The organism is Lysinibacillus piscis (assembly GCF_026012395.1).
Lineage (GTDB): Bacteria > Bacillota > Bacilli > Bacillales_A > Planococcaceae > Lysinibacillus > Lysinibacillus piscis.
Map to the genome: position 1 here is coordinate 1,131,593 of NZ_BRZA01000002.1, position 20,142 is coordinate 1,151,734.

The following is a 20,142-nucleotide window of genomic DNA, read 5'->3' on the forward strand; positions in this document are numbered from 1 at the left end:
TATTTGCCGCTGACGTTTCACTTTCGCGCAGAAAACATTTGTATCGAAAGCTCAGTGCAACGTAGCGACAATCTTTTTTGTGCGAAAGCGCAGCGTCAGCAACAGATACAGGCGTTTGGACACCCACTGAATGGCGTAAAAATTGGCATTCATACCCTCCCTATTGAGGATGGGGTCTTCTGTATCTGACGCTTCACTTTCGATACAAAAACTATTTGCTGAATCAAGATAAATCTTATGCTCTATAAAGGTGAGGGATTACATATGCAAGCACCAGAAAATATAATGAAGGTTTGGAATCAATTCAAGCATTTCCCTATGGAGACGTTGACAAAGGTTTGGTATGCAAGACAAAATCCATTAAAATATCAGCGTTCCGTTACACTAATAAAGGAGCATTACCAACAGTATAAAATTACTGGGAACTGTTTTGATTTAACACTCTGGTTGTTAGATGAATTGAAACGTAATCATATCGAAGCATATGCAATTGGTCACAATCTATTTACCGAAAAAGCTCATATTGCGGTTATCGCAATAGACGAAAATAAGCATAAATATTTATGTGACTTAGGAGATCAATGGATTCAGCCTATATGTGTAGATAAAAATAACCCATTGTTTCATTCAGATGATTGCCTAGGATTTTTTCCAGGTGCGAAGATTCAAGTGCATCCTCAAGAGGACAATGTCGAAATTTTATACCAACGACCAAATGGGAAAATGTCTAAGCAAATTTTTAGTCTGCATGCTATTGATGACAATGTATTGTTTGAAGCTGCTGAATTTTCTCAAAGGCTTATTAAACCTCGTCCCCTCCTTGAATGTAGACAGTACGAAAATGAAGTAACTCATTGGGAATTTTCTAACTTTAGAAGCTTTTCTTCTTCTATGAAGGGCTTAGTAGAAGATGAAAAATGCTCTTCTATAAGTGCATGGGCCACAAAAATACAAGAAAAAACAGATTATCCTTATGAATTTCTTTTAGAGGCTTTAACCTATTATAAGCAACTAGCGACTGAGTAAATGCCAACTCCACTAAAGACATTTTTAGTGAAGTGGAGTTGCATTACTTCTCTTTTGTATAGATTGATTTTACAAGCGATTGTTTAAATAGCTGGCTATAAAATTTTCGATTCTCCTCATCATGACAAGGTAACGGCAGCCTCCAATTGTAGTGAATGGCAGACATACGGATGGCGATAACGATTAGAACAATTAGCGTCAGCTCAAAGGGAGAACGCCAGCCAAACCAAATAGCAATGGCACATAGAATCGTCAGAATAGCATGAATTTCTTCTTTCAATGCTAGTGGTTTTCGACCAGCGATAACGTCTCGCATTAGTCCACCACCTACACCTGTAAATAGCGCCGCCAAAATCATCACACCTAAATCATTAGAAAAAGTTTCGCTAGCTAGCATTGCCCCTTGAAGTGCGAAGGAAGCAAGACCAATGGAATCAAAAAATAACCCCCACCTTCTCCAATGATCTATCCACTGCAATGGAATTAATACAATAATTGTCAATGTGATTAGTACCGTAAAAATAGTCGTATGCTCCCAAAGCTCTATGGCAGGAACATCGATAATTAAATTTCGAATCAATCCTCCCCCAAACGCTGTAATAAAGCCTAGTGCATATACGCCAATAAACGAAAATCTTGCTTCGAGAGCAACAAATGCGCCCGTCGCTGCATACGAAATAATGCCGATAAAATGTAGGACAATCCAAGACATACTTTCAAAACACTCCTTCTTCTTTTTAGTAAAAAGTAAATGGTGCAGGTTCAACCTCTACACAAAAAAACTCCACTACAAGAAGTTCCATAAAAGAACCTTGTAGTGGAGTAATCCATTAGCAATCCCTACTAATAAACCATTCCATTTAAAAAATATCAATAGCTTCCTAACAAAAAAGTTTTATTAGAATGCCATTTCATAGTGTGTCTAAATAAGATTAATTACCCTTATTATACTACTCTGTTTACAAAGAACAAGATAGTAAGTTACTTTTTCATCCATTTTGCTGTATCGTTTTGATTAGTATTTAATGAAATATACCACTATAGATTGTTTTACATATGTTATATCATAGAATGTAAACAGATAAGGAGGACTAAAAATGACGACATATAACTTTAAACCGATTAGTGTGGATGATATACCTGTAATGACAGATTTACTCCTACATAGGCAACATAGTGAAGGTGAGGTGTTTCCTTTTCTTAAAAACAGTCATCTACATACTGCCTATATAACAGAGCTATTTGAAAAATTATTGACTACAAAGAAAATCATCGGCATGGGTGCATGGATGAATAATGAATTAGTAGGCTATATCATAGGTGAGGTCAAAATTGACTCTCTTAGAGGTAGACATATTTGGGTGCCTTATGAAGGTATAGCTATCCAAATGGAGCAATCTTCTGAACTTATCAGACACCTATATGCACAGGTTTCGTTAGCATGGCTAGAGCAAGGTTGTTTCACGCACTATGCCATGATACCGCTTGGGCAGCCAACATACTATGATGCTTGTCAACGATTAAGCTTTTCTATCCAGCAAGTACATGCCGTAATGAACATGAAGGATTATCAGCCATTTGAGCATGTAGGTAATGCAGAGATTAGGCTAGCGAATAAAATGGATGGTGATTTGATGGGCAAAATGTCGAACATCATTCAAGCCTATCAAAATGCTACCCCTACGTTTGAGCTGGCATTGCCTGAAGTTGTCGCAAATATACAAAATGGCTATCAAGGTATCATAGAAGAAGCGGATGAAACCATTCTTCTTGCGTTACAGGATCAGCAAGAATTAGGATTTCAAGTGTATTATCCGAGTATAGCCAATTTAATGACACCCGATAATAGTGTAGAGCTAAGCATTGCAGGCACTTACGCCTCTCAAATGGGTAAAGGAATTGGTAAACAGCTGATGAATGAAGGCTGGCAAATGATGAAAGACAAAGGCTATGACCATATGCTAACGGATTGGCGTATCACCAACCTTGCTTCTTCAACATTTTGGCCGAAGTGTGCATTCCAGCCAGTCGCTTATCGCATGGTTCGCTACATTAACAGTGATATTGCATGGGCAAACTTTAACAATCCAAGCATCCAATTGCTATAGATAGAATATTGCCATAATAAAAAATAGGCTACTTAGTGTCTGTTCTAAACGGTCACCAAGTAGCCTATTTAGCTATTTTATATTGATAAGGTTCGTTATTGTTCGATAGTAAATCAATCGGCCACCACTTTACCATTGTCATCAATGTACTGCCATTGCCCAGCATCATTCTGTATCCAACCACGTGCTGTATCTTCATTAATGACAAGCTCTATGAACCTCCGTAAGATGGTCGCTGCCTCTGCACGGGTAATTTCCGCCTGTGGTTCAAATAAATTGCTTCCTTTGCCATACATCATACCTGCTTGTTGAACTGCTTTTACAGCATCCTTCGCATAAGCAGCTATATTTTCACTATCTGAAAAGGTGATGCTTGCAACAGGCATAGGTAATGGATAGTCTATAGCCTTCGCATAGTTTTGCATCATGACAGCCATATCCTGACGAGTGATAGCTAGTGTCAATCCAAACTCGCCATTGTCCATCCCCTGTACGATTTTATTTTTGACTGCCCATTCTATATATGGCATGGCAGGATTATTGTTTTTTACATCTGTGAAGCTGCTCTTTTTGTAACTAGCTACCTCTATATCTGTAAGTTTGCCCAGTGCCATGAAGAAATCGGCACGGGTAATTGTCTTGTTTGGCGCAAAGTTTGTTGTACTTATGCCAGCCATCAAATTTCGACTCACAACAAAATCAATGTTCTCTGTCGCCCAATGCTTCGTCGTATCAGTAAAAGATGTCGCTAGCGCTTTGTGGCCTACACCGTAGATGGATAAACTATTCCTGCTAAAAATCAACTTGCCCTTATTATAGCTAGAGTTAGCAAGCAGCTGTGGTTTGCCATTTTTATCGACATATACGCTATATAAATTTCCTGTTTTATCTCTTTTCGTTGCTTTGTATGCGATACCTACTGTTACATTACCTTTCCCAAAGTTCGTTATATATTCTGTTTTATCGTTCTTTTGATAGGCAACCGTGATATCAAATACTGGTCGAGCGTTAATCAGCTTTTTCGCCGCTACAGGTAGCTTCGTCAGTGCCTTAGCTGAAACTGTAAGCGCATCTGTTGACTGTTTATCCATTTCGTCAATAGATTTTGTGTCAAAAGTAATATCTAGTATCGTCGAGCTAATTTTGACAAACTTCACGCCTGCTTCCTTCAGACGGTCTATAGCTCCTGCATCGATAATAGTATTTAAGCTAATATAGCTATCATTGCTTATCAGATTGAACTCCAAAGCAAGGTTTTGTGCCCCTTTCGTTGCCTCTTGCACCATTTGCTCGGTGATTTGTGCTGTAAGAACGCCATCCTTCACCGTGCCAGAGACGTCTTTTTTTATCACCCTTGACATATCGGACTGTAGTTCTTCAGTCGGAACGATAGGCTTTTCAATATCTGGCGTATAACTACCACCATCAGAAATATTGTTATCAGGGCTACTATACTGTCCAGAGATCGTTATCTGCCATTCTCCATATACACCCGAGCCGTCTTGTGCCGTAGCACGTACAATAACAATACCATTGCTTAGAGCTGTCAGCACACCTGTGGAATTCAGGGATGCATAAGAATGACCACCCACAATATGCCAGTTAACCGCCTTGTTTGTAGCATTTATCGGCATAACCTCTACTCCGAGTTGTAATGTACCATTCGGTGTAGTGATGGCATTTCCACCAATAATATGAATGCCTGTTATTGATGTAGCCATCGTAAAATAAATCGTATATGTCTTAGTCGTTACCATATCCTCGGCAGTTACTTGCACCGTTGCACTCCCTGGTAATGTTGTTGCTTGTGTAATCGTTACATCTGCCTTCGTGTTATTTGCCGTTGCAGCTACTATTGCTGTAGCGCTAGTAGGTAAAGTGCCTTGAGGTAACGTTACATAATAAGTGCTCACATTAGGATTAAAACTATTTATGGCACTGCCTCCTACCGTGAGAGCACTTAGACTAGCATCATGATCGAAGCCATTTATAGCATTTACCACCAATGTGAAATGCAGTGTAGCATCTGTAAAAATACCGTTACTAGCTGTCAATGACACTGGATAGCTACCCTCTGTAAGACCTGCCGCAATATCTAGCTTCCTTGTTGCATTATTCCATGTGATTTTATCATCACCAGACGTTTTACTGACCGTTACTGGTGCTGTCCCCATAATGATGTAGGCTAGTGTGGATATAGCATCATAGCCTTCCGTCAAGATCAATGTTGTTTGACCGATAATAGATGGTGCTTCATCAGGAACAACAGTCGTATCCCCAACCATAATGGTTAGTGTTTGCGCTGCTCCACTGTTAAATAAAATGGTTAAAGTCGTTGTGCCGACTGGCTGTGTTGCTAGGTAGGCTTTTGAAATAATGATTGTATTGCCAACTACTTCATAATCTATATTCGGTACTAGTTCCTCTACTCCATTGCGAATACTAGTCAATAGATTGCCGTTCAATGTCAGCATCGTCATCACATCGGTTTGCGCAAAAACATTTTTATCGAAACTTCCTATATCTGGGTTAATGGTACTGTCATGTGATAATGTTTCTAGTACAAAGCGATTGGATACCGCATACATTTCATTTCCTGCTGTATCTTGCCCTTGAATATGCAAATACCAATCTCCATTGACCCCTTCCTTTGTCAACACACTACCATTATTCAACGGTAGCCAGCCCAGTATTGGTTTTTCTGTGCTTTGCGTCCAGACATATTTTAACGTGGATTCTACTAAACCACTACCACCACTATCAGTAACCTCTGCTGTTACGAAAGCCTCCTGCGCGGATGTTTCATTTCCGTTCATACTAAAGGAAACTGTTGGCAGGGTTTTATCAATATTGATTGTAAATAAGGCACTCACACTATTATCAAGATTATCAGTCACCTTGTACTCAAATGAACTTATACCGTCTTGAAAGAATGTCTCAGTGTTCCCAGAAATATAATTATTTGCCGTTCCTCCATTTAATGCTCGAGTAAAGGATTTAATAGCAATCGACCCTGTGTCTGCTGTGGCACTTATTTGAACACTTTGGTTCGTCCATTCTCCACTTTTATAATCACTACCATCTGCTAACTTTTTCATTGTTGGTGTCAGCTTTAAGTCACCCCTGCTGATTTTGACAGTGCGACTTTCAAGCTTCACATTGTCTAGCGTATCTACTGCCTGCATGATGAGTGTGTAAACTTCTGGTTCAGTTAATTCGATAGGGCTTGAATAGTTAGTCCATGTCTTACCGCCATCAAGCGTATATTGCAATGTTTTAATGTTGCTTTGTGCATCTGTTGCCTCAGTCGTTACGACAATATTTTTGTTTGTCCACGTATCATTCAAATAGACATCATGATCCGCTGTTTGCATCGTCAAATTGATGTTAGGAGGCGTGTTATCAATCGAAAATGGCGTAGATGTCGCATTCGCTAAATTGCCTGCATAATCTTTAGCACGAATATGCAAATACCAAATGCCATCCGTCCCAACGTGTGCAAATTTCGATATGGCTGTAGATGGTACTAGTGAGAAGTGCGTCCAACCATTTACAGGAGCAACAGCACTTTGTGTCCAAGCATATTCTAATGTAGATGGGTCCACACCACTCGTTGCATCTGTAACCTGAATAGTCGTGTTAATCCCTCTTACTGGCGTAGCACTATCATTAGGTGAAAATGTAACGGTAGGTGGTTCACGATCACGGGCTATCGTTAGCGTATATGTTTTAGCTGGCTGCATATAGGGCTCTACCCGAATTTTTATCGTCGTACCCGTAGCTGGCACTGGCACTGCGACCGTTGAACCACTTTTTTGCAATTGGTCATTGATGTACAGTGATGAATAAGCAGTATCATTCAGTTCCGCTTTAATGTGGACAGTTGATACCGATGGCGCGATGTCACTGGAATATGAAGTGCCTGCTGAAGAAAATACAGGCGACAGATTGCCCTCTTCCAGTGTTAAACTGCTCAAAGTATTATCACCTGGTACAGTAGTTTGTGACCCCCAACTAACAACTGTTCCATCCCGCTTCAATGCTAGCGAATGATCATCACCTGCTGCTATGGCAACGACATCATTTAGACCCACAGGAGGTGTGGCTTTTCCATAAAGATTATTCCCCCAACCGATAACTGTGCCATCTGACTTTAATGCTAATGCATGTGTTTCATTGGCTGATATCGCCTTGACATTATTCAATCCTGTCGGTACATTGAGTATCCCGTTTCCGCTATGTTCCTTCCCCCATGCTACGACTGTACCGTCTGACTTCAATGCCAATGCGTATTGATAACCAGCATCAATAGCCACTACATTGGATAAATTCGCAGGCTTGCTTGTCGCACCCGCTCCATTCGATCCCCAATCGACAACCGTACCAGTAAATTTTAATGCCATCGAATAGTAAGCACCTGCCGCTACCTTCGTAACACCCTTTTTCGCTTCCTCTGGTATAACTGATTGCCCATTTCCATTGAGCCCCCATCCGATTACCGCACCTGCGCCAGCTATCATGGGTGTTTCTGATACCGCTAAAGTGTGATTACCTGCTGATGCCATAGAGATGACATTATTCAACTCCGCAGGTACATTTATCCCACCTGCCTCACTACCTCCCCACGCAACCACTTTACCATTCGATTTTCGAGCTAGAAATATAGTATCTTTTGCATAAATTTCGACCACATTATTGAGCCCCTCTGGTGGTTTTGCCCAAGTGGTCACGTTTTTACCCCATACAATGACGGTGCCATCCGATTTTAGAGCAATGGAATTATTTTGAGCCGCTGCAATTTGCACTATTTTAATAGGAGCAGATACAGTCGCCTTTGTGGTTATCATCGGTGGCATCATGCTAAGCACCATAACAATCGACACAACCACCGCTAAAAAGCGCCTAATTTGTTTGTATGGATTCATCTATTTCCCCCCAATGTCCTTAAACATTTACAGCATATACGTCTAATTATAACGGTATCACCAAAAACAACTATTAGTCTTGTATGAGATTTTAAGAGATATTTTTTCTGTTTTCTAAATAAAAATGATTCATTCCCAAAAAAGTATGAAGTTTTCTTATGAAAATATACTGTTCACAGTTAAATACTATAAAAAACTTCATACAAAATAAAATTTTTCGTGTGATTCATCAAAAAATATATTATGCTTAGAAAAAAAGGAGGGTTTTTATTTGTTAAACGAAAAATTCATTCCCCCAAAATTACCCGATATTTGTTTACCCAAGCATACACTTATGAATACATTTCAACAGTATGCAGGGAAAAGAACCATCCTAGTCTCCGCTCCTGCTGGCTTTGGTAAAACGACAGCTACCCTTCTTTGGCTTGCAACATCTGAGCGAAAAAACATTTGGATTGAGCTAGATGAATATGATAATTCACCTGTTGTCTTTTATAAACTACTCTGTACGGGGATTGCCTCCGCTTTTCCTCACAATCAAACGATGGTGGAGCTACTGAAAAATCCAAACTTTATCAACGCACCGATTGAACATACCATCAATTTTTTGTCGTATCTTGAGCTAGATGCTACATCATACGCACTCGTACTTGACGGTACACATTTAATTACAGATGAGACCATCCGAAAATCTTTGCCTTTTATTCTAAAGCGGCTTCCTATGTCCTTTGTCACCATGCTTTTAACTCGAGAGGAGCACATCGATTATATGGAATCTTCCATTAATGAAGGAAAAGCCGCTCCAATCACCTCCAAAGAATTTATCTTTTCTGCGTCTGAAATACAAAAATATTTCAAAGCCTGTCATCAGGTCATTACAAAGGAAGAAGCGCTTACAATCAAAACGGTCACTGGCGGTTGGGCTCTTGGTGTGGATGTGGTCGCTAAAAGTGGACAGATGGATTCAGATAAAGCTTTAAATCAGTATATAAAACAGCATATCTGGGATAAATTTGATCGAAGCATGCAGGACTTTATGCTAAAGACCTCTGTGGTAGATGAAATAACGCCAACACTTGCCAATTGCCTGACAGATCGAGAGGATAGCGAGACATTGCTAGCTCAGCTTTATGCTACTAATTCCTTTATCAGTCATACATATGGTCAAAACTACCGCTACTATCCTATTTTCTTAGCGTTTTTAAGAAGTAGGCTGGAAGAAAACATAGATTTTGATAAAGATGCACTTTATAAGTCCACTGCGGCCTACTATCGAGAAAGAGAGGAATATTACAATAGTATACGTTTTGCTGTAAAAGCAAAGGATTTTGAAGCCCTTACTGCCGATATGTTGGAGATGTATGAATACAGTACGTCTGATGGTGTGTTACCTACCCATGTATCGATGCAGGATTTGTATTTGTTGGGAGACAGTATTCCAGAGAGCTTGGCAGAAAATGAACCCTATCTGTTAATCAGCCTATGTTGGTACTATTATTTACTTGGCGATGCACAGCGATTTTGTCACTATTTAGATCAACTGTACGAGAAATTGCCTGAAATCATGAAGCAGCATCATACGTTCATTAAATATGGTCTTTTTATGACAGCGATTGATTTTCGCCACCAAATTTTCAATGTATCCAATTGGCTCACTCCTGAAATCATTGAGGTGGTCACCCAAAGTAATGCCAGAGCAACTACGCTAATGAATGCACTGCCCTTTATCCATCGCAGTCATCGGGATTATTCTGATTTCGCAGCAAATATTGAAAAAAATACACAGCTGGCTACTCCAGTATTCACCGTTTTATTAGGTGGCATCCACACATATATGGCTCATGCGTTGCGTGCAATGCTTTATTATGAAAGAAATAGGTTGAAGGAGGCAAAAGCCTGTTGTGACCATGCGATAGCTACACTCCCCAAAGGTATGATGGGTGAAGTGAGTTTTAGTGCCTCTCTTACACAGGCAGTCATTCTATCTGCGATGGGGCAAACCGCTGAGGCCGAGGCGATGCTTGTCGAGGTCCAAAAGGGTATCTTTGAACAAAATACGAGTTATTTGTGGCCAAATTTCAAGGCTTATGAGACGAAATTACGTCTGGCTGATGGCGACAAAGAGGCTGCTTCTGTATGGTTTGAGCAGTATTTTGTCACTCCTTCTAAAAATTTGGAACTCTATAAAATTTCGCAACATTTTACAACAGCCAGAGCCTATATCGTTCTTGGACAAGCAGAAGAAGCAATGCGTTATATTATTAGGTTGAAAAAGTTGGGTGAGGATTTTCAGCGACCACTTGATGTCGCAGAGGCTAGTGTTCTACAAGCCATCCTTGAGGGAGCACTAAGTAAACAGAAAGAGGCGCAGCATACACTGGAACTTGCACTGACTGCTGCACAGCCATATGGCTATGTGCGGATATTTGCGGAGGAAGGTGCAGCCGTTCTACCAATTCTTCGTAAAATAGCTCTCAAGGTTGAACGAGATAGCTACACAGGAGAGCTGAAAGCAAAATATATCCATGAGGTCACCTTGGCTGCCTCTGAACAAGCTAAACGAAAAAAAGGACTCGCTCTTCCGGTTAACCTGAAAGCAATCAAGTTATCCAAGCAGCAAAAGCATATTCTAAGTCTGCTTGCTATGGGCTACAAATACAAAGAAATTATGGAACTCACTGGGTTGACAATTCATACAGTCAAATCCCATGCTACGGCCGCCTATCGCAAGCTAGATGTTAACAATTCCATGGACGCTGTGTTGAAGGCACGGGCGTTAGGCTTGATGGAGTAAATGGTAGCTAAATTTCCTTCTAATACTTACTTTTATTGAGCCATTAAATGGAGAGGAAAAGCGTTACATCGGTCACAAAAAAGGTCTAAAAATGATAATAAATATGGATGAGGTATCCCCAAACTCCTATATAAGCAATATGTTGAAAGTGATGCAAGAATTGGGCTAATAGATAATGAAAACGCAGGCTATGGCTATGTGATAACCGATTGTCATATCATCAATCTCACACTTTCAACATTTTCACTTAAATTCAAATTTACGCTACTAACTTGAACAAAATTTACTAAGTCACGTATCGTAACAAATGGTTGTGACACCTCAGCCTAATTGCGTTCAGATTTTCCGAGTTCACTCAGAAAGTACATTACCAAATCCATTGAGGCTTTATCTTGAGTGGGCATTTGAGACACCCACTGAAGAAAGTAAAATGGCATTCATCCCCTCCCTGTTGTGTCGCTATATTTCACTTACACTTTTGCATATAAACATGGCACACTGAGGAAGGGATCTCTGTATTTGATGCTTCACTTTCGATACAAAAACCATTGGCTGAACGAAGATAAACAGACCTTCTTGTTTTTATTGTCACAACCTTGCTTGCTGTTTACGCCATTCTCTTGTCTCTTCAAACTGCAAAATAGCTTTGATAAACGCTTTAAAATTCTCCATATGTTTATCTAAAATTATTTCTAAAATATCAAGTTCTAATGCTTGATAGTAATGTCGAAAACCGATCATATTCATCATTGCCTGTGCTAAATTCTCTTCCATTACCCCTGCCTCTTGTAATAACTTAAAGCCATCACGACTTGCTTTTGGTATACCTAACTGCTGCTCACTCACAATATACATAGCTAAGTGAATACTCGCCTCACAAGCACATTGAATAGTTAAAATAATACTATCTTGCTTCGTACAATCAGCTAAATTCCCAATATTCCCCTGATATATCTCATGAATTTGTTTCAAACAAAGCTCGATAGTCGCGGATTTATTTAAAATAACATCCTTCATTACGCATCTCTCCCATCTTTTTTAATAGCAGTTGCTCGTATCGTACGGAAACCCGATGGCATCAAACAGAACTGCTATCGTTCCCAATGGTCAAACACCTTGTAATATATCCTTTAAAACTTGTGGCATCCTTCTAAAATTCGGTAGTAGGAACAATTTCAAGTCAATTTCCCGAGTGCTGCGATAAATTCTAATGTCTAAAACACTACTAAAAGAAAAACCTGCTTCAAAGGCACTCATCACTACATATGAAATAATGATGATAAAATAATGTAGAACTTCGCCAAGACATTTCTTCATGATGTATTAGTAGGGAAGAAAATTTATACAAAAAAACTCCACCACAAGACGTCTCATAAAAAGACCTTGTAGTGGAGTAATGAATTAGCAGTTCCTACTAATAAACCATTCCATCTGTAAAGCAAACACAAATAGCACTCTAACAAACATTTTTATTAGAATACCATTTAATGGTGTGCCTAAATTATATTTGATTTTCATCATATATCTTTCTTTGAAAAAAAGCAAGTTAAATATTTAAATTTTCCGTCAATTCTAAAAGGAAAATACTATTTAGACTGACGCTCAAAATATATTTATTGTATCAATCACTTATTTTCTCCATTCACAACCTGCATTTGATCGATATATCAATTTCTCAACATCAAAAATCATACCTCCATCCCCCTTTATCCCTTCGATTGAAATAGAGGAATCCTTATCTTGAACATTGAACTTGTCTAATTGAAGCAAAAACAGCATCGTCTATTCGGCAATATGCATGTACATCGCAAAACACTAAGAAAATCTTAAGAATTGATGTGTATGTTTGTTAAGATTTAATTAGTATTATATCGTTATACGAATCCTACAGGAGGGAGCATATAAGTTGAAAGAAATGAAGGAGTGAATGTAGTTGAACATTTTGATTTGTGATGATGATAAGGAAATTGTCAGAGCGATTAGCGTCTATCTAGAAAATGAAGGATATCAAGTATTTAAGGCCTACAATGGTATAGAGGCGATTGACCTTATACAAGAGCATGTGATACATCTCATCATTATGGACATTATGATGCCAAAAATGGATGGCATTACAGCAACGATGAAAATTCGACAAGATAATATGATTCCAGTCATTATGCTTTCTGCTAAGTCAGAGGATTATGACAAAATACTCGGATTAAATATCGGAGCAGATGATTATATGGCCAAGCCGTTTAATCCATTAGAGCTTGTGGCTAGAGTGAAATCCCAGCTAAGACGGTATACAACATTTAAGAATCTAGAAGTGAGCAGTTATGTATTTCAAACAGGTGGACTGATGCTTGATGATGAAAAGAGAATCATTACCGTTGATAAAAAAGAGGTTCACTTGACACCAGTACAGTATAAAATTGTACGACTTCTGACAGCAAATGCCGGAAGAGTATTCACAATCGAAGAGATTTATGAAAAGGTATGGAATGAACATGCCATTAATCCAGAAAATACGGTTGCGGTTCATATTCGAAAAATTCGAGAAAAAATTGAAATTAATCCAAAAGAGCCAAAGTATTTAAAAGTGGTATGGGGGGTTGGGTATAAAATTGAAAAATATTAGTCATGCACTCATTACAAAGTTGGTGGTCTTTCTCATTGCTGTTGTTTGTTTAACAGGCATCACAAAAGTCATAATCGATATGGAATTTAAAGAGATTCATTTTAGTAGTATCACACAAGATAATTATTTTGAAAGTCGCGCATTCGCTGATGAAAGCTACAGCCCTATCGTTGCCTTAACGCAATTAATTGGAAAATACAAAAGTGAAGAATATATTTTAAGTGGTAAAACATTAACAGAAGAAGATCGTAGAGAAATCGAGGAAAGTTTATATAATGATTTTCGTTATTCCTATCAATACAATGAAAGTTTAGATGAATTAGAAAATAAACGTATTTATCAAAAAGAGTATGCAAACGACATCAATCTTCAAGAAGATAAACGCAAACAAGAACAAGTAAGAGAATTTTATCGGTTACGCAGTACATTAGAAGCATATGAAGGTATCGTGTTTTATGCGAGTGATGGTGAACATGTATTCTCTAATAGTGACTTCAATAAGAAAGAGCAATTTGAATCCTTTAATGCCTATATGCTATTTGAGGATTATCAACCAAAATTGCGTCCAACTGAAATGCAAGAAAGTCAATATTTGAATTACTTTACAAGTGAAGTCGAAACGTTGAATCCACAAACAGACATCCTTTATGTAGCATTTAAAGACTCCTTCTTACAACAAAAAATGTCAGAATGGGAGGCAGATAAAGCGATTGCCAAAAATCTTCTTAATGAATTCTTTCTATTTTTAGCAGGATTTATTGTCTGTTTTGTTTATTTGATGATTGTGATTGGCAAAACGTCCTTCAAAGATCAAGAAATTCATTTGCATGTCATGGACAAACTATATAATGATGTCAATATTGCCATCATCGTTTGTTTACTATCGATGTGGTTCGCCATGATTGTTGAAGTGTTGCATGGTACGTATATACTTCTCGCTGTACCTATTTTGCTTATTACCTTACTGATGATTTTATCGCTCGTCAAACATATCAAAAACAGATCATTTCTTCAGCATACACTCCTCTATCAACTATTCAAAAAGGTTTTTCTTTTTGTAAAAAATGTATTTGATAGTGGCAGTACCGGTGTGAAAATCGTGCTCCTTGTCATTGGCTATCCAGTAGTCGTTGCGGCGACGTTTTTCATGTTTCCCATTACGATAGGTTTAGCTGCTTGGTTTGCGCTGAAAAAGGTGAAGTCATTTAACCGCATTAAAGAAGGTGTAGAGCAAATTAAGAATGGCGATCTTCATCATCGCATTGACGTAGATGGAAAAGGCGAGTTTAGCCGACTTGCAGCGAATATTAATCGTATTACAGACGGGTTAAAAAAGTCGGTGGATAGTGAAATCAAGAGTGAGCGTTTAAAAACAGAGCTCATTACGAATGTTTCGCATGATATTAGAACACCTTTAACATCTATCATTACGTATGTCGATTTATTAAAAATAGAACATGACCCTGAAATTATTGCTGAATATGTAGATGTGTTGGATCAAAAATCGAAAAGACTAAAACTCTTAACTGATGATTTATTTGAAGCTGCTAAAGCATCCAGTGGAAGTATGCCTGTACAGCTAGAACGAATTGACATCGTATCCTTACTAACACAAGGTATAGGTGAAATGGATGAACAAATTGAAGCATCCTCATTAGATTTTAAATTAGCCTATCCAACAGAAAAAATATATATGAAGGCTGATGGCAAGCTTCTATGGCGCGCTATTGAAAACTTATTCTCAAATATTTTTAAATACGCCCAGCCTGCATCAAGGGTCTATATTAATGTGGAAGATTTAGGGCATGAAATACTCGTAACATTTAAAAATATTTCAGCCTATGAATTAAATATTTCAGTCGATGAACTAATGGAACGCTTTAAACGTGGGGATGAATCTAGATCAAGTCAAGGTAGTGGATTAGGATTGTCAATTGCGGAAAGCCTTATTCATATCCAGCATGGAAAGTTCTTAGTGCAAGTAGATGGTGATTTATTTAAGGCGATGATTTATCTACCGAAATTTCAAAATGAATAATGTAGTAAAAGAATAGGATGAATAAGTGTCCTATTCTTTTGCTGTGTATAGCTATCATTATAGACAAAGTACTTTTATTTTCAGAAAAACTCTACTTACACAAATAAAGGAAAATGATATTTTAGCAGAAGTGTGGATTTCAGTCAGTACATTAACAGTGATATTGTCTAGGAAAACCTTCACAACTTCCCCCTACTGACCAATCACCTCTCCCACTGGCAATTGTCCTGTTTGCAGCCAATCCGCTACAAATTGATTAAAAATGGCTGGCTGTGCTAGAGAAATACCATGCCCGATATTAGGTAAAATTACGCCTTGGCTATTAGGGTGACTTTGGACAAGATGTTTTGCCGAATTTTTCATAACTCCTTTCTCCTTCGCCCCAACAGTTACCAATAGTTTACTTGTGACTGTCGAGAAATTTTCAGGAATAGTAAATGACATATTTTCCTGTAGTATTGCCGTTAATGTGGCTGCGGTTATTTTTTGACTATCCTCATAATATTGTGGAAAATAATCGGCACCTATATATAATGTTTTCGCCTGTAATCTAGCAAAAGTTTGATTTTTAATTAAAGGAAATGTCAAGCGAAGCATTGGGCGAATCATCCGCACCATCAAAGGTGATGGTATGACCAATGCACTATTCAAGATGGCATAATCAATACTGTGAGGTCTGATACTCATCAGCTTGATAGCTATTTGCGCCCCTAAAGAAAAGCCAATAACAACCACTTTTTTGCCTTGTGCCTTTTCAGTTAATAATTGCGCTAATGTCATTGCACAGGCTTCAATGGAAAATGTAGTCACCCCATCTGTTAAAGTCGGGACAATACAATGATAGTGAGAGAAATAGCGAACTTGCTTATCCCACATCCATCCACCTACCCCTCCACCATGAAGAAATAAGATGATAGTTGGCTGTGCTGTACCGTATTCTTTATACTCCATATTGTTCCCCCCTGTTATACATCATGGTCATCCAAAAAATCCTTACTAAAGCTTGTTTGTGACTGATAGGATGGTCGTTTACCGATATCGACACCACGTGTAATAGCGCCTTTTCCGAAACGCTCTTCAATTTCATCAACTACCTTTAATATCGGCTCATCCTTACTATGTTCCTCAAAATTAAAAATGGATAATTGCTGTGAATATTCTTTACGATCCGTCACATTCGACACCGTAACACCTAATAATCTAACAGGTGTTTCATCCCAATGTCTCTCCAATAATGCAAATGCTATAGCCAAAATATCTTCTGCTTGATACATCGCATTGGATACGGTTTTCGAGCGACTATGATTTTGCCAGTTGGCATCACGAATTTGAATGCTGACCGTAAAGCCTGCCAACCGCTTCGCCTCTAAACGCTCCGCTACCTTTTTACATAGCCCCTTCATCACCTTTTGTAACTGACGTATATCAGCTATATCCTCTGGTAATGTAGTCGAATTGCCAACGCTTTTTGTATCAAAGATGGCATTAGGATCTACAACTCGCTCATCCATTCCATTCGCTCTTGCACGCAACCGCTCTCCATTTTTCCCTAAAAGTTGCTTAAGCTTATAATCATCTGCCTGCGCTAAATCTCCAATCGTTAAAATACCTTGTGCATTCAATTTTTTAGCCGTGCTCGCACCGATGCCATGCATGGTAATGACCTCACGTGGCCATAGCATATGTGCTACATCACGAATGCGCAATACTGTAATGCCCATCGGTTTTTTCATATCAGATGCCGTTTTTGCTAAAAATTTATTCGGTGCAATACCAATCGAGCAAGGCAAATCAAGCTCCTGTAATATACGACTCTGTATTTCCTTGGCAATGGTTAGCGCATGCTGCTCCTGACATAGCAGCGTCACATCCATGTAACCTTCATCAATCGATACAGGCTCTACTAAATCTGTATAACTACGTAAAATGGTAAACATTTTTTTTGACGCTTCTCGATATTTCGGGAAATCTGGTGGCAATAATAATAATTCTGGGCATTTTCTGAGGGCTTCATGAACCGTCATTGTCGTATAAATGCCATGTGCTCTCGCTTCATAAGAACATGTTACTAAAATACCTCTTCGCTCCTTTGGGTTTCCTGCAATCGCTAATGGTTTCCCTTTCAAAGATGGGTCATGGGCTTGTTCAACAGAAGCATAAAAGCTATTCATATCAATATGAAAAATAATACGTCCCATGTGTGCCATTTCCCTCACCTCGTCTTTTCCTTCTATTATAAACATACGTTCGTTTTTTGAATAGTTTTTTAACATATTAATCGTACCATCTACTAGGTTGATATTGTATGCCGACAATAATAATGCTATAATTTTTGAAAAACTCAGAAAAAAGGAACGATAGCTTATGCAATATTCAGACAGAATTTTAAAAACCCCCTCTTCATTTATTCGAAATATTTTGAAAGTAACAGATGCAGAAGATGTCATTTCCTTTGCTGGGGGATTACCAAATCCAATTTCATTTCCAATCGATGCGCTGAAAACATCCATTGACCATGCCATTACAACAAATGGTAGTCGCTTATTTCAATATTCATCCACACAAGGTTATGCCCCTTTACGAGAATATATCGCAGCGAAATATCAACGTTTACATGGACTCGATATTCAAGCAGATGATGTCTTTATTACGACAGGCTCACAGCAAGCACTTGAATTGCTTGGAAAAGTACTGATTAATAAAGATGATGGCATTATTATTGAAGAGCCTGGCTATTTAGGGGCTATTCAAGCCTTCACATTAAGTGAGCCTACTTTCCATGGTGTAACACTCGAAAATGACGGACTCAATTTAGAGGAATTAGAACAAGCACTACAGCAACCCAATGTGAAATGTGTTTATACTGTACCAAATTTCCAAAACCCTACAGGTCTAACCTATTCAAAAGAAAAACGAGAACAAATTTGTGAGATTGTAGCAAAATATGATGTGGTATTGATTGAAGATGATCCATATGGTGAGCTTCGCTTTCAAGGTGAAGCATTGCCCTATATCGGTGCAGGTAAACTAGCTAACAGCGTGTTGCTTGGCTCTTTCTCGAAAACAGTAACACCTGGTATGCGCCTTGGCTTTCTAATTACTAAAAATAAAGAACTAATGCAGTATATTGAAACAGCAAAGCAAGCCTCTGATTTACACACAAATATTTTTGCACAATATGTTATTTACGATTATTTAGCGAATAATGACTATATGGAGCATGTCCAAAAAATTATCGGTCTCTATAAAGAGCAATCACAAACAATGCTTGATGCTATGGCAGCGTTTTTCCCTGCACATGTGGACTATACAAAGCCTGATGGTGGAATGTTTATTTGGGCTACATTGAATAATGGTGCATCTGCATTAGAAGTATTCCATCAAGCAATGGAACAAAAGGTTGCCTTCGTACCTGGTGACCCATTCTACACAAATAAAACAAATGTCAATACACTGCGTCTAAACTATACAAATGCCACACCAGAAGTTATTCGTGAAGGTATTCAACGTCTAGCTAGCATTTTATAATCCGTTTAAAAAGCCTGAACAATCACTGCAATATGTGCGTTGTTCAGGCTTTTTAGTTAGGAGGAACACACCGCTTCTTGTTGCTTTGTTAATTCGATTTCAAATCCTAAATCCTCTAGCATACGATAGTCGCTGTTTACTTCCTGCCCTGCTGTTGTTAAGTAATCACCAACAAAAATACTATTTGCTGCATATAAACCAAGTGGCTGAAGCGACCCAAGATTGACTTCACGACCACCTGAAATGCGAATTTCCTTTGTCGGATTCATATAACGAAATAAAGCAAGAACCTTCAAGCAATAGCGTGGATTTAATTCCCTTGTTCCTGCCAGTTTCGTCCCATCAATAGCATGTAAAAAATTTACAGGAATCGAATCTGCGTCCAATTGATAAAGCGCACGTGCCATTTGCACAACGTCCTCTTTTGTTTCTTTCATGCCAATAATCGCACCTGAACATGGTGAAAGCCCATGCTTTTTCACAATATCGACCGTCTGCAACCGATCCTCATATGTATGCGTTGTTGTGATGAATGAATGATGACGCGCTGAAGTATTCAAATTATGATTATAACGATCTACACCTGCTTCTTTTAACTGCTGTGCCTGCTCCTCCTTTAACAAACCTAAACAGGCACATACCTTTAAACCATATTTCTCTTTAATTTCAGCTACTGCCTCACTTACCACATGGACATCCTTCCTTGTAGGCCCTCGTCCACTAGCAACGATACAGTATGTCCCAATTTTATTGTCAAAAGCACGCTTTGCTCCTGCTAAAATTTCCTCCTTCGTAATGAACGGATATTTGTCGATAGGTGCAGTCGATTTGGAGGATTGTGAGCAATAGCCGCAATCCTCTGGGCAATAACCACTTTTCGCATTCATAATCATATTGAGCTTCACTTTTTTACCATAGTAATGTCGGCGAATAGCAAAAGCCCCATTCATCAATGCTAATAACTCATCATCTTCACTATTTATGATGGCCAATGCCTCTACATCACTAATTACCTTACCTTCCACGACCTCATTCGCTAGTTGCAACCAATCCATTGTGCATCCCCCTCTTTTAGTTAACCTTCAATAAAAATAAGTTAACAC

General features: G+C 38.6%; 12 protein-coding genes. 6 read left to right on the forward strand and 6 right to left on the reverse strand.

The window, feature by feature from the left end; translation table 11 throughout:
• Positions 1-264: 264 nt before the first annotated feature.
• Positions 265-1,026 carry a hypothetical protein gene (locus OPF91_RS12125; protein WP_264989010.1) on the forward strand — a complete coding sequence of 254 codons (762 nt, stop codon included), beginning with the start codon at positions 265-267 and terminating at the stop codon, positions 1,024-1,026.
• Positions 1,027-1,069: 43 nt separating this feature from the next.
• On the opposite strand, the gene OPF91_RS12130 is transcribed toward OPF91_RS12125, so the two are convergent.
• A complete protein-coding gene (locus OPF91_RS12130) occupies positions 1,070-1,738 on the reverse strand; it encodes a trimeric intracellular cation channel family protein (protein ID WP_264989011.1) in 669 nt (222 codons plus the stop codon).
• Positions 1,739-2,123: 385 nt separating this feature from the next.
• Between OPF91_RS12130 and OPF91_RS12135 the strand changes: the two genes are divergently transcribed.
• A complete protein-coding gene (locus tag OPF91_RS12135) occupies positions 2,124-3,134 on the forward strand; it encodes a GNAT family N-acetyltransferase (protein WP_264989012.1) in 1,011 nt (336 codons plus the stop codon).
• A gap of 113 nt (positions 3,135-3,247) precedes the next feature.
• Here OPF91_RS12135 and OPF91_RS12140 read toward each other — a convergent pair whose 3' ends face one another.
• Positions 3,248-8,059, reverse strand: a complete 4,812-nt coding sequence (locus OPF91_RS12140) for an S-layer homology domain-containing protein (RefSeq protein WP_264989013.1) — start codon at positions 8,057-8,059, stop codon at positions 3,248-3,250.
• A gap of 271 nt (positions 8,060-8,330) precedes the next feature.
• On the opposite strand from OPF91_RS12140, the gene OPF91_RS12145 reads away from it, so the two are divergent.
• Positions 8,331-10,853: a winged helix-turn-helix domain-containing protein gene (locus tag OPF91_RS12145; protein ID WP_264989014.1), complete on the forward strand. Its 2,523-nt coding sequence runs from the start codon at positions 8,331-8,333 to the stop codon at positions 10,851-10,853.
• A 588-nt stretch (positions 10,854-11,441) separates the two neighbouring features.
• On the opposite strand, the gene hepT is transcribed toward OPF91_RS12145, so the two are convergent.
• On the reverse strand, positions 11,442-11,870 hold the full coding sequence (gene hepT / locus OPF91_RS12150) for a type VII toxin-antitoxin system HepT family RNase toxin (protein WP_264989015.1): 429 nt from the start codon (positions 11,868-11,870) through the stop codon (positions 11,442-11,444).
• Between the two features lie 916 nt (positions 11,871-12,786).
• Between hepT and OPF91_RS12155 the strand changes: the two genes are divergently transcribed.
• The gene (locus OPF91_RS12155) at positions 12,787-13,473 is read left to right on the forward strand and encodes a response regulator transcription factor (protein ID WP_264989016.1); all 687 of its coding nucleotides are present in this window, start codon (positions 12,787-12,789) and stop codon (positions 13,471-13,473) included.
• Positions 13,460-15,511 carry a sensor histidine kinase gene (locus OPF91_RS12160; RefSeq protein ID WP_264989017.1) on the forward strand — a complete coding sequence of 684 codons (2,052 nt, stop codon included), beginning with the start codon at positions 13,460-13,462 and terminating at the stop codon, positions 15,509-15,511. The genes OPF91_RS12155 and OPF91_RS12160 overlap by 14 nt, the downstream gene beginning before the upstream one ends.
• Positions 15,512-15,703: 192 nt before the next feature.
• Here OPF91_RS12160 and OPF91_RS12165 read toward each other — a convergent pair whose 3' ends face one another.
• Together OPF91_RS12165 and OPF91_RS12170 are read right to left on the reverse strand one after the other, a co-directional pair.
• Positions 15,704-16,462 (reverse strand): alpha/beta fold hydrolase, encoded by a 759-nt coding sequence (locus OPF91_RS12165; protein ID WP_264989018.1) that lies wholly within the window; start codon positions 16,460-16,462, stop codon positions 15,704-15,706.
• A 14-nt stretch (positions 16,463-16,476) separates the two neighbouring features.
• On the reverse strand, positions 16,477-17,718 hold the full coding sequence (locus tag OPF91_RS12170; RefSeq protein WP_264989019.1) for a DNA polymerase IV: 1,242 nt from the start codon (positions 17,716-17,718) through the stop codon (positions 16,477-16,479).
• A gap of 157 nt (positions 17,719-17,875) precedes the next feature.
• Between OPF91_RS12170 and OPF91_RS12175 the strand changes: the two genes are divergently transcribed.
• A complete protein-coding gene (locus OPF91_RS12175) occupies positions 17,876-19,039 on the forward strand; it encodes an aminotransferase-like domain-containing protein (protein ID WP_264989020.1) in 1,164 nt (387 codons plus the stop codon).
• 56 nt (positions 19,040-19,095) lie between these two features.
• On the opposite strand, the gene bioB is transcribed toward OPF91_RS12175, so the two are convergent.
• Positions 19,096-20,094, reverse strand: a complete 999-nt coding sequence (bioB, locus tag OPF91_RS12180; protein ID WP_264989021.1) for a biotin synthase BioB — start codon at positions 20,092-20,094, stop codon at positions 19,096-19,098.
• Between the last annotated feature and the right edge of the window lie 48 nt (positions 20,095-20,142).